This window comes from Roseobacter sp. AzwK-3b (assembly GCF_000170875.1).
Classification (GTDB): Bacteria; Pseudomonadota; Alphaproteobacteria; order Rhodobacterales; family Rhodobacteraceae; genus Roseovarius; species Roseovarius litoreus.
This window is the reverse complement of the sequence record NZ_ABCR01000004.1, coordinates 130,674-144,466: the sequence shown is the minus strand read 5'-3', so window position 1 is coordinate 144,466 and position 13,793 is coordinate 130,674. Positions and strand designations below refer to the sequence as shown.

Annotated in this window: 15 protein-coding genes; 12 read left to right on the top strand and 3 right to left on the bottom strand. The window is 63.1% G+C overall.

Annotated features, from left to right (window positions below; translation table 11 throughout):
* The first annotated feature begins 46 nt into the window (after nucleotides 1-46).
* The 12 genes from bchC (at nucleotide 47) to dxs (ending at nucleotide 11,068) form a co-directional block, all read left to right on the top strand.
* The gene (bchC, locus tag RAZWK3B_RS08810; RefSeq protein WP_007814255.1) at nucleotides 47-988 is read left to right on the top strand and encodes a chlorophyll synthesis pathway protein BchC; all 942 of its coding nucleotides are present in this window, start codon (nucleotides 47-49) and stop codon (nucleotides 986-988) included.
* The gene (locus RAZWK3B_RS08805) at nucleotides 985-1,989 is read left to right on the top strand and encodes a chlorophyllide a reductase iron protein subunit X (protein WP_007814253.1); all 1,005 of its coding nucleotides are present in this window, start codon (nucleotides 985-987) and stop codon (nucleotides 1,987-1,989) included. The genes bchC and RAZWK3B_RS08805 overlap by 4 nt, the downstream gene beginning before the upstream one ends.
* Nucleotides 1,976-2,119 carry a hypothetical protein gene (locus tag RAZWK3B_RS21155; protein ID WP_007814250.1) on the top strand — a complete coding sequence of 48 codons (144 nt, stop codon included), beginning with the start codon at nucleotides 1,976-1,978 and terminating at the stop codon, nucleotides 2,117-2,119. The genes RAZWK3B_RS08805 and RAZWK3B_RS21155 overlap by 14 nt, the downstream gene beginning before the upstream one ends.
* Nucleotides 2,116-3,678, top strand: coding sequence for a chlorophyllide a reductase subunit Y (gene bchY / locus RAZWK3B_RS08800; protein WP_007814249.1), 1,563 nt, complete (start codon nucleotides 2,116-2,118; stop codon nucleotides 3,676-3,678). The genes RAZWK3B_RS21155 and bchY overlap by 4 nt, the downstream gene beginning before the upstream one ends.
* Nucleotides 3,679-3,772: 94 nt before the next feature.
* Nucleotides 3,773-5,254, top strand: coding sequence for a chlorophyllide a reductase subunit Z (gene bchZ, locus RAZWK3B_RS08795; protein WP_007814247.1), 1,482 nt, complete (start codon nucleotides 3,773-3,775; stop codon nucleotides 5,252-5,254).
* 4 nt (nucleotides 5,255-5,258) lie between these two features.
* Nucleotides 5,259-5,483: a cytochrome PufQ gene (pufQ, locus tag RAZWK3B_RS08790; protein WP_007814245.1), complete on the top strand. Its 225-nt coding sequence runs from the start codon at nucleotides 5,259-5,261 to the stop codon at nucleotides 5,481-5,483.
* Nucleotides 5,484-5,622: 139 nt separating this feature from the next.
* Nucleotides 5,623-5,772, top strand: coding sequence for a light-harvesting antenna LH1, beta subunit (pufB, locus tag RAZWK3B_RS08785; RefSeq protein ID WP_007814244.1), 150 nt, complete (start codon nucleotides 5,623-5,625; stop codon nucleotides 5,770-5,772).
* Nucleotides 5,773-5,787: 15 nt separating this feature from the next.
* On the top strand, nucleotides 5,788-5,949 hold the full coding sequence (gene pufA, locus RAZWK3B_RS08780; RefSeq protein WP_007814242.1) for a light-harvesting antenna LH1, alpha subunit: 162 nt from the start codon (nucleotides 5,788-5,790) through the stop codon (nucleotides 5,947-5,949).
* A 125-nt stretch (nucleotides 5,950-6,074) separates the two neighbouring features.
* Nucleotides 6,075-6,914 (top strand): photosynthetic reaction center subunit L, encoded by an 840-nt coding sequence (gene pufL / locus RAZWK3B_RS08775; RefSeq protein ID WP_007814241.1) that lies wholly within the window; start codon nucleotides 6,075-6,077, stop codon nucleotides 6,912-6,914.
* A 3-nt stretch (nucleotides 6,915-6,917) separates the two neighbouring features.
* Complete coding sequence (pufM, locus tag RAZWK3B_RS08770; protein WP_007814239.1) at nucleotides 6,918-7,904, top strand: photosynthetic reaction center subunit M; 987 nt, start codon at nucleotides 6,918-6,920, stop codon at nucleotides 7,902-7,904.
* A gap of 3 nt (nucleotides 7,905-7,907) precedes the next feature.
* Nucleotides 7,908-9,026, top strand: a complete 1,119-nt coding sequence (pufC, locus tag RAZWK3B_RS08765; protein ID WP_007814237.1) for a photosynthetic reaction center cytochrome PufC — start codon at nucleotides 7,908-7,910, stop codon at nucleotides 9,024-9,026.
* 113 nt (nucleotides 9,027-9,139) lie between these two features.
* Complete coding sequence (gene dxs / locus RAZWK3B_RS08760; RefSeq protein WP_007814235.1) at nucleotides 9,140-11,068, top strand: 1-deoxy-D-xylulose-5-phosphate synthase; 1,929 nt, start codon at nucleotides 9,140-9,142, stop codon at nucleotides 11,066-11,068.
* An 88-nt stretch (nucleotides 11,069-11,156) separates the two neighbouring features.
* Here dxs and RAZWK3B_RS08755 read toward each other — a convergent pair whose 3' ends face one another.
* The 3 genes from RAZWK3B_RS08755 to puhE all read right to left on the bottom strand — a co-directional run bounded on the left by RAZWK3B_RS08755 (nucleotide 11,157) and on the right by puhE (nucleotide 13,698).
* Entirely contained in the window at nucleotides 11,157-11,597 is a 441-nt protein-coding gene (locus RAZWK3B_RS08755; RefSeq protein WP_007814233.1) for a c-type cytochrome, read from the bottom strand.
* An 84-nt stretch (nucleotides 11,598-11,681) separates the two neighbouring features.
* Nucleotides 11,682-12,896 carry a 5-aminolevulinate synthase gene (gene hemA, locus RAZWK3B_RS08750; protein WP_007814231.1) on the bottom strand — a complete coding sequence of 405 codons (1,215 nt, stop codon included), beginning with the start codon at nucleotides 12,894-12,896 and terminating at the stop codon, nucleotides 11,682-11,684.
* A complete protein-coding gene (gene puhE / locus RAZWK3B_RS08745; RefSeq protein ID WP_007814229.1) occupies nucleotides 12,886-13,698 on the bottom strand; it encodes a putative photosynthetic complex assembly protein PuhE in 813 nt (270 codons plus the stop codon). Before puhE ends, hemA begins: the two co-directional genes overlap by 11 nt.
* Nucleotides 13,699-13,793 lie beyond the last annotated feature (95 nt).

Here is a 13,793-nt window from a genome sequence, read left to right as displayed (position 1 = left end):
TGAGTCTGTCGACCGGCAGGGGGCCCAAGGAAACAAGGAGATGTTAATGGAGGCCCGCGCTGTCTTTTTGAACGGTCCAGAGGATCTTCACTTGGACACTCTCGCGCTCAAGGCGCCGGGAGCCGGGGATCTGGTCGTTGACATCGCGCATTCCGGAATCTCCACCGGCACCGAAAAGCTGTTCTGGTCAGGCCGGATGCCGCCCTTTCCGGGTATGGGTTATCCGCTTGTTCCCGGCTATGAAGCGGCGGGCGAGGTGGTTGAGGCCGCCCCCGGCACCGGTTTCAAGCCTGGGGATCATGTATTTGTTCCCGGTGCAGATTGTTTTAACGGAGCGTTCGGTCTTTTTGGTGGCGCCTCGGCGCGTCTGGTGACGAAGGCCGACCGCGTCACGCGAATCGATCCGGCCCTCGGGGCCGAAGGCGCGCTTCTGGCCTTGGCGGCCACGGCGCGCCATGCGATGGCGGGGCTCGACAAGGCTGTGCCCGATCTGATCGTGGGGCATGGTGTGCTGGGGCGCTTGCTTGCACGGCTGACCATCGCTGCCGGTGCGCCCGCACCCACCGTCTGGGAAACGCAGGCCGACCGGCGCACGGGCGCCACGGGATACCAGGTGATCGCCCCCGAAGACGACACGCGCCGTGACTATGGCGCGATTTACGATGCCTCGGGCAATTCGACCATTCTCAACGATCTGGTGGGCCGCATCCGCAAGGGCGGTGAGATCGTTCTGGCCGGGTTTTATCCCGATGCGCTGAGTTTCGCCTTTCCGCCCGCTTTCATGAAAGAGGCGCGGTTCCGCGTCGCAGCGGAGTGGGCGCGCGAGGATCTGACCGCGACCGCCGCATTGGTGAATAGCGGCGCGCTGTCGCTGGAGGGGCTGATCACGCATCGCGCCTCGGCGCTGCAAGCGCCCGACGCCTACAGGACGGCATTCGAAGACAGCGGATGCTTGAAAATGATACTTGATTGGGAGGACGCCGCGTGAAGGACGATGTACCGAATCTGAAGGATTTCGACAAACGCCTGCGGGATGAGGCGGCTGAGGAGCCGACGCTTGAGATTCCGCATGGGGAGCCGACCTCGAAAACCCAGATCATCGCGATTTATGGCAAGGGCGGGATTGGCAAATCCTTCACGCTGGCCAATCTCAGTCACATGATGGCCGAACAGGGCAAGCGCGTCCTGTTGATCGGCTGCGACCCCAAATCCGATACGACCTCGCTTTTGTTCGGGGGCAAGGCTTGCCCCACGATCATCGAGACATCGACCAAGAAGAACCTCGCCGGCGAGCAGGTGCAGATCGGCGATGTCTGTTTCAAGCGCGGCGGTGTCTTCGCGATGGAGCTTGGTGGGCCGGAAGTGGGCCGTGGCTGTGGGGGTCGTGGGATCATCCACGGCTTCGAACTTCTTGAAAAGCTGGGCTTTCACGATTGGGACTTCGATTATGTCCTGCTTGATTTCCTGGGCGACGTGGTCTGTGGCGGCTTCGGCCTGCCGATCGCAAGGGACATGGCCCAGAAGGTGATCCTTGTGGGATCGAACGATCTGCAATCGCTGTATGTGGCCAACAATGTCTGCTCGGCGGTCGAGTATTTCCGCAAGATGGGTGGCAATGTCGGGATCGCCGGTCTGGTGATCAACAAGGACGATGGCTCGGGCGAGGCGCAGGCTTTTGCCAAGGCGGTGGATATCCCCGTGCTGGCGGCCATTCCGCAGGATGACGATCTGCGCAAGAAATCCGCCAATTACCAGATTGTCGGCACGGCCCAAAGCCAATGGGGCGCGCTGTTTGCCGAGCTGGCCGAGGCGGTGTCTCTGGCGCCGCCGGTGCGGCCTGCACCGCTTGATCAGGACGGGCTTCTGGCGCTGTTCGACGGCTCGGATACCGGAGCGGGTGTTACGCTGGAGCCCGCGACCGACGAGGACATGCGCGGCAAATACGCCGTCACGCGCGAGAGCCTGGAGGTGATCTATGACGAAGCATGATCAGTCCTGTGACCGCCGCCTGAACGACGTCCGCGAGATGCTGGCCAGGGCCCGCCCCGACCAGATCCGTCGCTTGATCGAGGATATTCGCACGTCTGACCAGCACGAGGAACATCGGGGGACCGCATGAGCGAAGAAGTCACATATGACGACGCCGCCAATGCGCAGGTGATCGAGGGCAAGTCCGGAGACCCTACACCTGAACTTCAGGGCGATCCGGGGCTTGGCTGCCATTCCGGCGCCGAGATGGAAAAGGCCGCCCGCATGGCTGGCCAATCCGAATTGCTGGACCAGTATGCCAAGGACTATCCACAAGGTCCGCATGACAAGCCGCAAAGCATGTGCCCAGCCTTTGGCTCGCTGCGGGTTGGCCTGCGCATGAAGCGGGTGGCCACGGTGCTGTCCGGCTCGGCTTGCTGCGTTTACGGTCTGACCTTCGTGAGCCATTTCTACGGTGCGCGGCGGTCCGTCGGCTATGTGCCGTTCAATTCCGAAAGTCTGGTGACGGGCAAGCTTTTCGAGGATATCCGCGACAGCGTACACGAGCTGGCCGATCCCGACCGCTTCGATGCGGTGGTTGTGACCAATCTGTGCGTACCAACCGCCAGCGGTGTTCCGCTGCGGCTTTTGCCGAGTGAAATCAACGGGGTACGGATCGTCGGCATTGATGTGCCGGGGTTCGGAATTCCGACCCATGCCGAGGCCAAGGACGTGCTGGCCGGCGCGATGCTGAATTATGCGCGCAAGGAAATTCAGGCCGGCCCGGTGCCCAAGCCCGCGGGCGGTGTGTCCGACAGGCCAAGTGTGGCCCTTTTGGGCGAGATGTTCCCGGTCGATCCGGTGATGATCGGCCAGATGCTGGCGCCCATGGGGCTTGCGGCAGGGCCGGTTGTGCCATGCCGCGAATGGCGCGAGCTTTATGCCGCGCTGGATTGCGGCGCGGTCGCGGCGATCCATCCGTTCTATACCGCCGCCATCCGCGAGTTTCAGGCCGCAGGCCGCCCCATCGTGGGCAGCGCGCCCGTAGGTCATGACGGCACCGCCGCCTGGCTGGCGGGGATCGGTGACGCGTTCGGTTTGTCCGCCGACAAGGTGGCGCAGGCGCAGAATGCGTTTTTGCCGGCGATCAAGGGCGCGCTGAGTGCTGCGCCGATCAATGGCACGATCACGTTAAGCGGATATGAAGGCAGCGAACTTTTGGTTGCCCGTCTGCTGATCGAGAGCGGTGCGGACGTGCCTTATGTGGGCACCGCCTGCCCGAAAACCCCGTGGTCGGAAGCGGATGCCGAATGGCTGCGCGCGCGCGGTGTGACGGTGAAATTCCGCGCTTCGCTGGAAGATGATTGTGCGGCGATGGAAGGGCTGAAACCCGATCTGGCCATCGGCACGACACCGGTTGTGCAAAAGGCCAAAGAGCTTGCGATTCCAGCGCTTTACTTCACGAACCTCATCTCGGCGCGACCGCTGATGGGACCTGCAGGGGCAGGCAGTCTGGCCGAGGTGGTCAATGCCGCCATGGCAGGCAAGGCGCGCATGGAACATATGCGCGAATTCTTCGAGGGTGTGGGCACGGGCGATACCGCCGGTGTCTGGGAGAGCGATCCGAATATCCGCGAGGATTATCGCGCCCTGAACCTCAAGAAACTGGAAAAACAGCGCCGCGCCGCCAAGGCGCAGGAGATGATCTGATGGGTGTCCGGGGGCAAAATATCCGCTTCGGTATCACGTCGGTATCACGTCGGTATTGCGTCGGTGCGACTCACCGTCAGACAGGCGGTGCGCCATGCTGATCCAGGATCATGACCGGGCTGGCGGCTATTGGGGGGCGATCTATGCCTTCTGCGCCATCAAGGGTCTGCAGGTGGTCATCGACGGTCCCGTGGGCTGCGAGAACCTGCCCGTGACCTCGGTGCTGCATTACACCGATGCGCTGCCGCCCCATGAGTTGCCGATCGTGGTGACGGGGCTTGGCGAAGAGGAATTGGGCCGCGACGGCACCGAAGGTGCGATGAAGCGCGCCTGGGGCACGCTTGATCCGGCACTTCCCGCCGTGGTCGTCACCGGCTCGATCGCCGAGATGATCGGCGGTGGCGTGACGCCGATGGGCACCAATATCCAGCGTTTCCTGCCGCGCACCATCGACGAGGACCAGTGGCAAGCCGGTGACCGCGCGATGACATGGCTGTTCACCGAATTCGGAATGACCAAGGGCAGGATGCCCCGCGAGAAGGCCCGCGAGGATGGCGCCGCGCCGCGCGTCAACATCCTTGGGCCGATGTATGGCACGTTCAACATGCCGAGCGACCTGCACGAGATCCGTCGTCTGGTCGAGGGGATCGGCGCCGAGGTCAACATGGTGATGCCGCTTGGCGCGCATCTGGCCGAGATGCGCGATCTGGTGAACGCGGATGTGAACATCTGCATGTATCGCGAGTTTGGCCGGGGCCTGTGCGAGGTGCTGGAAAAGCCCTATCTGCAGGCGCCCATCGGGGTCGAGAGCACGACGAAATTCCTGCGCAAGCTGGGCGATCTTCTGGGGCTGGACCCTGAGCCGTTCATCGCCCGCGAAAAGCATTCGACGATCAAGCCTGTGTGGGATCTGTGGCGCAGCGTCACGCAGGATTTCTTTGCCACGGCCAGTTTCGGCATCGTCGCCAACGAGACCTATGCCCGAGGTATCCGCAATTACCTTGAGGGCGATCTTGGACTGCCGTGCGCCTTCGCGGTGTCGCGCAGCGCCGGGACCAAGACCAACAACGAGGAAGTGCGCGCGCTGATCGGGCAGGCACGTCCGCTGATCCTGATGGGGTCGATCAACGAGAAAATGTATCTCGCCGAGCTTCAGGGCGGGCATGGGCCGAAACCGGCCTTCATCCCCGCCAGCTTTCCCGGTGCCGCGATCCGAAGGGCCACGGGAACACCGATGATGGGCTATGCGGGGGCTACGTATCTCTTGCAGGAAGTGTGCAACGGGTTGTTCGATGCGCTGTTCCACATCCTGCCGCTCGGCTCCGAGATGGACGCCACCGCCGCCACGCCGACGCCGCTGCGCCGCGACTTCCCCTGGGACGAGGACGCGCAACGCGAACTCGACCGGATCGTCGCCGGCCATCCGGTTCTGACCCGAATTTCCGCAGCTAAGACCCTGCGCGACGCCGCCGAGGAAGCCGCCCTGCGGCAAGGCGCCGAGCGCGTGGTCCTGGAAACCGTGCAAGCCCTGTCGCCCGAGGGGCGCCAGGCACAGCCAGTTCACAAGGAGGACTGACATCATGACCGACATGACATCCAACCCGCCGCAGCGCAACCATCACGGCCGTCGCCGCAGTCTGGAATTCAAGGTCTATTTCGCGACGATCTTCATCGTGGCGCTGCCTTTCGCAACGATCAGTTATCTGCGCGATGTCGGTGCGCTCCGCACGTTGAACCTGCGCGGCCCGCTGGCCCGTGCATGGTCCGAAGCGGATCGCACGACGCCATTCATATTCTCGGCCTGAGCACCCAAGCGTGCTCGGTGATCCGAGATCCAAGCTGCCTGTCCGAAAGGGCGGACAGAAACCTGAGGGACCGTGAAGGCCCCGAAGGCACCCGGCCGCGGGGTTCGCGGCGTCAGCATAACGTTCCGGAGGAAAGTTCATGGCTGATAAATCCGACCTGTCCTTCACAGGTCTCACAGACGAGCAGGCCCAGGAGCTGCATTCAGTCTACATGAGCGGCCTTTGGCTGTTCGCGCTGATTGCAGTGGTCGCACACATCGCGACCTTCATCTGGTTTCCGTGGTTCTAAGGAAGGGGTATAGAAATGGCTAAATTCTACAAGATCTGGCTCATCTTCGACCCCCGCCGCGTTTTCGTGGCGCAGGGCGCGTTCCTGTTTCTGCTCGCAGCGATGATCCACCTCGTGCTTCTGAGCACCGACGGTTTCAACTGGTTTGAAATCGCCGCTGCCAAGTACGGCGGCTGATCAGCTGATGCAAGACAGCGCTGCGGGCGGGGCCTGTCCCGCCCGCGGCCACCAAGACCAAGTTTAGATCCGGTTGGCTCCGGGCCAGAGGGCCCCGCGAGTCGCCATATGCGGAGGCTGCGAAAATGGCTGTGCTCAGTTTCGAACGAAAATACCGGGTCCGCGGAGGGACGCTGATCGGCGGCGATCTGTTCGACTTCTGGGTCGGACCTTTCTATGTCGGCTTCTTCGGTGTCACGACGGCGTTCTTCGCCGCACTGGGGACCATCCTTATATTCTGGGGCGCTGCCCATCAGGGCACCTTCAATCCCTGGCTGATCAACATCGCGCCGCCCGACCTGAAATACGGTCTGGGGCTGGCACCGCTCATGGAGGGCGGTCTGTGGCAGATCATCACGATCTGCGCGCTTGGCGCCTTCATCAGCTGGGCGCTAAGAGAGGTCGAGATCTGCCGCAAACTGGGCATGGGCTATCATGTGCCCTTCGCCTTCAGTGTCGCGATCTTCGCCTATGCCACACTGGTGGTGTTCCGTCCCTTGCTGATGGGCGCATGGGGGCATGGCTTCCCCTATGGCATCTTCAGCCACCTCGATTGGGTGTCGAACACCGGCTACGCCTATCTGCACTTCCATTACAATCCGGCGCATATGCTGGCGGTGACGTTCTTCTTCACCACCACGCTGGCGCTGGCGCTGCATGGCGGCCTGATCCTGTCGGCGGCCAATCCCGAGAAGGGCGAAGAGGCCAAATCGCCCGATCACGAGGATACGTTCTTCCGCGATTTCATCGGTTACTCGGTGGGTACGCTGGGGATTCACCGCGTCGGTTTGCTGCTGGCGCTCAATGCCGGGTTCTGGTCGGCGGTCTGCATCATCATCAGCGGACCGCTTTGGACCAAGGGCTGGCCCGAGTGGTGGAACTGGTGGCTTGAGCTGCCGATCTGGCCCTCTCAGGTGGGGATGTAACCAATGCCCGAATATCAGAACATATTCACGCAAGTTCAGGTCCAGGGCCCGCCCGAATGGGGCATGGACAACGAAAACAACATGGCCGAGGAGCGGATCGGCAAGCCGTTCTTCAGCACCCTTGTGGGCTGGATGGGCAACGCACAGATCGGTCCCGTCTATCTGGGCTGGACCGGGATGATCAGCCTGCTGACCGGTGTCCTGTGGTTCAATATCGTGGGTCTGAACATGCTGGCGCAGGTCGGCTGGTCGATCCCCGAGTTCCTGCGGCAGGGTTTCTGGCTGGCGCTTGAACCGCCGGGCCCCGAACATGGCCTGTCGATGCCGCCGCTCAATGACGGGGGCTGGTACATCATCTCGAGCTTCTTCCTGCTGGTCAGTGTCATGACATGGTGGCTGCGCTCGTATCTGCTGGCGCAGCAGCACAAGATGGGCAAGCACATCGCCTGGGCCTTCGGCTCTGCGATCTGGCTGTTCCTGGTGCTGGGGCTGTTCCGTCCGATCCTGATGGGGTCATGGTCCGAGGCAGTGCCTTACGGCATCTTCCCGCATCTCGACTGGACCACGGCGTTCTCGATCCGCTACGGCAATCTTTACTACAACCCGTTCCACTGTCTCTCGATTGTGTTCCTGTATGGCTCGGTCCTGCTGTTCGCGATGCACGGCGCGACGATCCTTGCCGTGACCCGCTTCGGCGGCGACCGCGAGCTGGAGCAGATCTATGACCGCGGCACGGCGAGCGAGCGTGCGGCCCTGTTCTGGCGCTGGACCATGGGGTTCAATGCCACGATGGAGGGTATTCACCGCTGGGCCTGGTGGTTCGCGGTACTGACGCCAATCACCGGCGGTATCGGGATCTTGCTGACAGGCACGGTTGTCGACAACTGGTTCATCTGGGCTCAGGAGCACAACTTCGCGCCGATGTATGATGGTTCTTACGGCTACGAGAACTACGGGTCTTATGAAGCCTTCATCGGGCAGGAGGACTGAGCGATGTTTCCCAAATGGTTTGACAAATGGAACCGGGACAATCCCACGGACGTCTTCCGTCCGGCGATCATCATCGGCACGGTGGGCGGGGCAGTCTTTGCCGCCACCATGCTGATCGCATGGGGGCAGCCCTTCGCAACCGACAGCATGCAGACCGGTCCGCGCGGCACGGGGATGTCCGTCCCCGAATTCACCGCCGATCTCGCGAAGCCCGATCCCGATATCGAGCTTCTGATCGAGGATCCGCCCTTCGTGCCGGAACCGGGTGAAGCCCTGGCCAAGGACATCTACCAGAACGTTCAGGTTCTGGGCGATCTGACCGATGCCAACTTCAACCGGCTGATGGCGGCGATGACCCGGTGGGTCTCGCCCGAGCAGGGCTGCGCCTATTGCCACGGCGATGGCGACATCGAGACCTACGGCGAGGACAACCTTTACACCAAGGTCGTCGCCCGCCGGATGATCCAGATGACGCAGAACATCAACGAGGCATGGGACGGTCACGTCAACGCCAACAAACAGGTCGGCGTAACCTGCATGACCTGCCACCGCGGCGAGAACGTTCCCAGCGACATCTGGTTCAAGATGGGCGATGTGAACGAGACGATGGCGGGCTGGTCGGCCAATCAGAACCGGGTGACGGCACAAAGCCAGTTCACCTCGTTGCCCTCGGACGCGCTGGAGAAATACCTGCTCGATGGCGAGATGATCGGTGTGCACGATCTGGAAAGCCGCGTCGCGGGTATTCCGGGCGAGGATGGCTATCCGGGCATCCAGCAGGCCGAGCGGACCTATTCGCTGATGAACTATGTCAGCAACTCGCTCGGGGTGAACTGCGTGTTCTGCCACAACAGCCGCGCCTTCTATGACGGTGCGCAAGTGACCCCGCAATGGGCCACCGAAAGCCTTGGCATCCAGATGGTGCTAGAGATGAACAACGACTATCTCGTGCCGCTTGAGGATCAGTATCCGCCCGAACGCCTTGGGCCGGTTCATGCCGATGCGCCGAAGGCGGCCTGTGCGACTTGCCACAAGGGCTATCAGCAGCCGCTGCAGGGCACGAACGTCATCAAGGACTGGCCGGAACTGGCCACGACGGGCGTGCCGGATTACGGCAACTGAGCTGAAACAGGGAACGGCGCGCCATCCCGCGCGCCGTTCCGTTCTCATCGCGCCGCCTGCGTCCCGACCCCGTTGCGCGGGCGACGCCAGAGCCACCGAAAAGGGGGGCCGCGATGCCCAGCGAAAAACCACACACACCGTTGCTCGACCGTGTTGCAGGTCCGTCGGACCTGCGCCAGATGCCGGATCGGGATCTTGCCCGGCTGGCCCAGGAGTTGCGATCCGAGGTGATCTCGGCCGTGTCGGAAACCGGCGGCCATCTAGGATCGAGCCTTGGCGTGGTGGAACTGACGGTGGCGATCCATGCGGTGTTCAGCACCCCGATGGACAAGCTGATCTGGGATGTCGGCCATCAGTGTTATCCGCACAAGATCCTGACCGGACGGCGGGACCGTATCCGCACGCTGCGCCAGAAGGACGGGCTAAGCGGCTTCACCAAGAGATCCGAGTCGCCCTATGATCCGTTCGGGGCGGCGCACAGCTCGACCTCGATCAGTGCCGCACTTGGCTTTGCCGTGGGGCGCGACATGGGCCAGGCCACGGGCGATGCGATTGCGGTGATCGGCGACGGGTCGATCAGTGCGGGTATGGCCTATGAGGCGATGAACAATGCCGGGCACGAGGGACGGCGGCTGTTTGTCATCCTGAACGACAATGAAATGAGCATTGCGCCGCCTGTGGGGGCGATGTCGTCCTATCTCAGCCGGCTTTATGCCAACGAGCCGCTGGCGCGCATGGCGTCGCTGGCCGAAGGCTTCGAGGCGGCGATGCCCGCGCCGATGCGCGAGGGCGCCAAGCGCGCCCGCCAGTTGGTGACCGGGCTGACCGGGTCAGGCACCTTGTTCGAGGAGCTGGGCTTTGAGTATGTCGGGCCGATTGACGGGCATGACATGGATCAGCTTTTGCCCGTGTTGCGCGCGGCGCGGACCCGCGCCACAGGGCCGGTCCTGATCCATTGCTGCACGGTCAAGGGCAAGGGCTATGCCCCCGCCGAGACCAGCAGCGACAAGTATCATGGCGTGGCGAAATTCGATGTGGCGACCGGCACGCAGACCAAGTCATCGGGCGGCACTCCGTCCTATACCTCGATTTTCGGCCAATCTCTGACCGAAGAGGCCGCGCGCGATCCCGATATCGTGGCGGTCACCGCCGCGATGCCCTCGGGTACCGGGCTGGACGTGATGGCTGCGAGGTTCCCTGCGCGCGTCTTCGACGTGGGCATCGCCGAGCAGCACGCGGTGACCTTCGCCGCCGGGATGGCAGCGAGCGGGTTGAAGCCGTTCTGCGCGATCTATTCCACCTTCCTGCAGCGCGGCTATGACCAGGTTGTGCATGACGTGGCCCTGCAGGGCTTGCCGGTGCGCTTCGCGATTGATCGCGCGGGGCTGGTGGGGGCGGATGGCGCGACCCATGCGGGCGCCTTTGACATCGGTTATCTGTCCAGTCTGCCGGGATTCACCGTGATGGCGGCGGCTGACGAGGCCGAATTGAAGCATATGGTGGCCACGGCCGCCGCGCATGATGCCGGCCCCATCGCCTTCCGCTATCCGCGCGGATCGGGCATGGGCGTCGAGATCCCCGAGCGCGGCCAGGTTCTCAAGATCGGCAAGGGCCGGGTGCTGCGCGAGGGCACGGACGTGGCGATCCTGTCTTATGGCGCGCATCTGGCGGAATGTATCGAGGCTGTCGATCTGCTGGAGCGCGAGGGGCTGAGCGTCACGCTGGCCGATGCGCGCTTTGCCAAGCCGCTGGATACCGAGCTGGTGATGCAGCTGGCCGAAAAGCATCGCGCGCTGATCACTGTGGAGCAGGGGGCCGAGGGCGGCTTCGGCTCGATCGTGATGCATGCACTTGCGCGCGAAGGCGGGTTCGACCGCGGGCTTGCGATGCGCAATGTCTGCCTGCCGGACCGGTTCATAGATCAGGCCAGCCCCGCCGATATGTATGCCGATGCCGGGATGACCGCCGCCGATATCGCGGCCACGGCACGGGCCGCGGTCGAACGCACGGCACGGGTGGTTCCGCTGAGCCTGGCCAAGTAGGGGCCGTTCAAGCGACTGCCGGACACTGAAAAAGGCCGCGCGGGAGATGCCCTGCGCGGCCTTTCAAACGGGGTGTAATCTGTAAGACTTACGAGCCGCCTTTGGGGCCAACCGATGCAAGGTAGGCCCAGACGTTCACGGCGTCTTCTTCCTTGCGGACCTTGAAGGTCATTTTGCCGCGACCATCTTCGCCGGTATGCTCCTTGAGCCAGTCGGTCGGATCTTGGACGTAGCCGACAAAGCTGGCCTCATCCCACGCAAGACCCTGTTCGCCTGCCGCGATCAGCAGGTCGGAATAGCGGAAGCCTTCGACTGACCCTGCGGTGCGCCCGACAATCCCGTAAAGGTTCGGGCCGACCTGGCCGCCCCTGACGATGTTGTTGCCGTCGGCATCGGTGATCATGTGGCAGGCCTTGCACTGGTTGAAGGCCTTTTCGCCCGCCGCCGCGTCGCCGCTGGCGTGATCGTCTGCGAATGCCGGCGCGGCCAGAGCCACGGCGGTCAGAAGCGTTGCATATTTCAGTTTCATCCGAAACCTCCCTTGGTTGCTCTGGCATAGTCAGGTAGCTTTACGCGCCCGATGTCAACCGTGTGATTGCCGGAAAAGGCAGGATTATGCCACGGCGTGAGCAATCGCGCATTGCTTCCAGAGCACTGTCAGCGCCTCGACCAGATGGTCGATATCGGCGTCGCTGTGCAAGGGGCCGGGGGTGAAGCGCAACCGTTCGGTGCCCTTGGGCACGGTCGGGTAATTGATCGGCTGCACATAGATGCCCCAGTCGCGCATCAGGATATCCGCCAGCATCCGGCATTTGACCGGATCCTTAATCATCACCGGGATGATATGGCTGGAATTGTCGATATGCGGGATGCCCCGGCGATCCAGCTGCGCGCGCAGGCGCGCGACGCGGTCGCGCTGTTGCTGGCGTTCGATTTCCGATGTCTTGAGATGCGCGATCGACGCCGTCGCCGCCGCGGCAACCGCAGGGGGCAGGGCGGTGGTGAAGATGAAGCCGCTGGCAAAGGAGCGGATGAAATCGCACATCGCGGTCGAGCCGGTCACATAGCCGCCCATGCAGCCATAGGCCTTGCCGAGCGTGCCCTCGATCAGGGTGATGCGGTCGGCCAGACCCAGCTCTTCGCTGACACCGCCGCCGCGCGGGCCGTAAAGGCCCACGGCATGCACCTCGTCGAGATAAGTCATCGCGCCGTGCTTTTCGGCCACCTCGACGATTTCGGCCATCGGGCAGATATCGCCATCCATCGAATAGACGGATTCGAAGGCCACGATCTTGGGCGCATTGGCGGGCAGGGCCGACAGCTTGCGGTCCAGATCCTCGGGGTCGTTATGCTTCCAGATCACCTTGCTGGCGCGCGAATGGCGGATGCCTTCGATCATCGAGGCGTGGTTCAGCTCGTCGCTGAGGATCACCGCGTCGGGCAGACGGCTGCCCAGCGTCGAGAGCGCGGCCCAGTTCGACACGTAGCCCGAGGTGAACAGCAGCGCGTCCTGCTTGCCGTGCAGATCGGCCAGTTCGCGTTCCAGTTTGACATGCAGGTGATTGGTGCCCGAGATGTTGCGCGTGCCACCTGCGCCGGTGCCGCATTGGTCGATCGCATCCTTCATGGCCTGCCGCACGATCGGGTGCTGGCCCATGCCGAGATAATCGTTCGAACACCACACCGTCACTTCGTCGGGGGCCTCGTCATCATGGCTTATCGCCTTGGGGAATTCACCGCAGCGGCGCTCGAGCTCCGCGAAGATGCGGTAGTTCCCTTCTTCTTTCAGCGCATCCAGCTGCGCGTTGAACATGGCGTCAAAATCCATGAGGTCCCTCCGGTCTTGTCTTGTGTTGTGATGGCTTGGGAGCGGGAAGCATCCAGCGCCAGAGTTTCGCATCGGGCAGCGGCAACACCATGAGCCAGTGTTCCAGCAGCGCGAGCAGGGTGATGGCGGTCAGCAGGGCAAAGCCCGCGATATCACCGGGCGTGGTGGCGTCGTAAAGCCGTTCCAGCCAGCACGCAGCGGCGAATGTCAGGGCGGTGATCGAGATCGGAAAGACCCAGTTCAGCCGCGAAATCCGGAAATGGCTGGCCAGATGGCCAAGCGCTTCGGGCAGGAATTCGGTATTGATCCGCGGCACGCCGAAATAGAGGTTCAGCTTGGCCGAAATGCGCGCGAAATAGAGCGTCGTGAAGGTCCACAGGCCGAAGGTGTTCTCGGCCCCGTAGCCATAGAGCCACATGATGACCACAACCGCCGTCAGCAGGGTTTCATGATAGGCGATGGTGCCCCAGGCGCGCAGGAAGCGTTCCCATTCAGGCAGATCGTCAGGGCAGACCCGCAGGTTCGGCCCGGTGATCGCGCCGGTCAGGAAAGCCAGTTCGATCCAACCCCAGATCGCCAAGGCGGCCAGAAACGCCCAATAGGCTGCAGCCAGGGTTTCGGAGGGCAATGTCGCCTCGAACCCCCAGATCCCGACCACCAGCATCGGCAGACCGGCCAGTGTGGCGATGATCCGCGCGCGCCCACCCGAGCGGTCGGCGTAACGGACCACCATCAGGATCACGCCGGTGGAAAACCACCAGATGAAGAGCGCGAACAGGGCGGCGATCCAAGGGCTTGTCATGTGCGCGCCCCACAACACGGCCCGAGGCACGGCACGCCGCGCGCGGCGCGAAGGGTTGCCCCCCCGCACCACGTGGCGTGATATGCCGAGGCGCC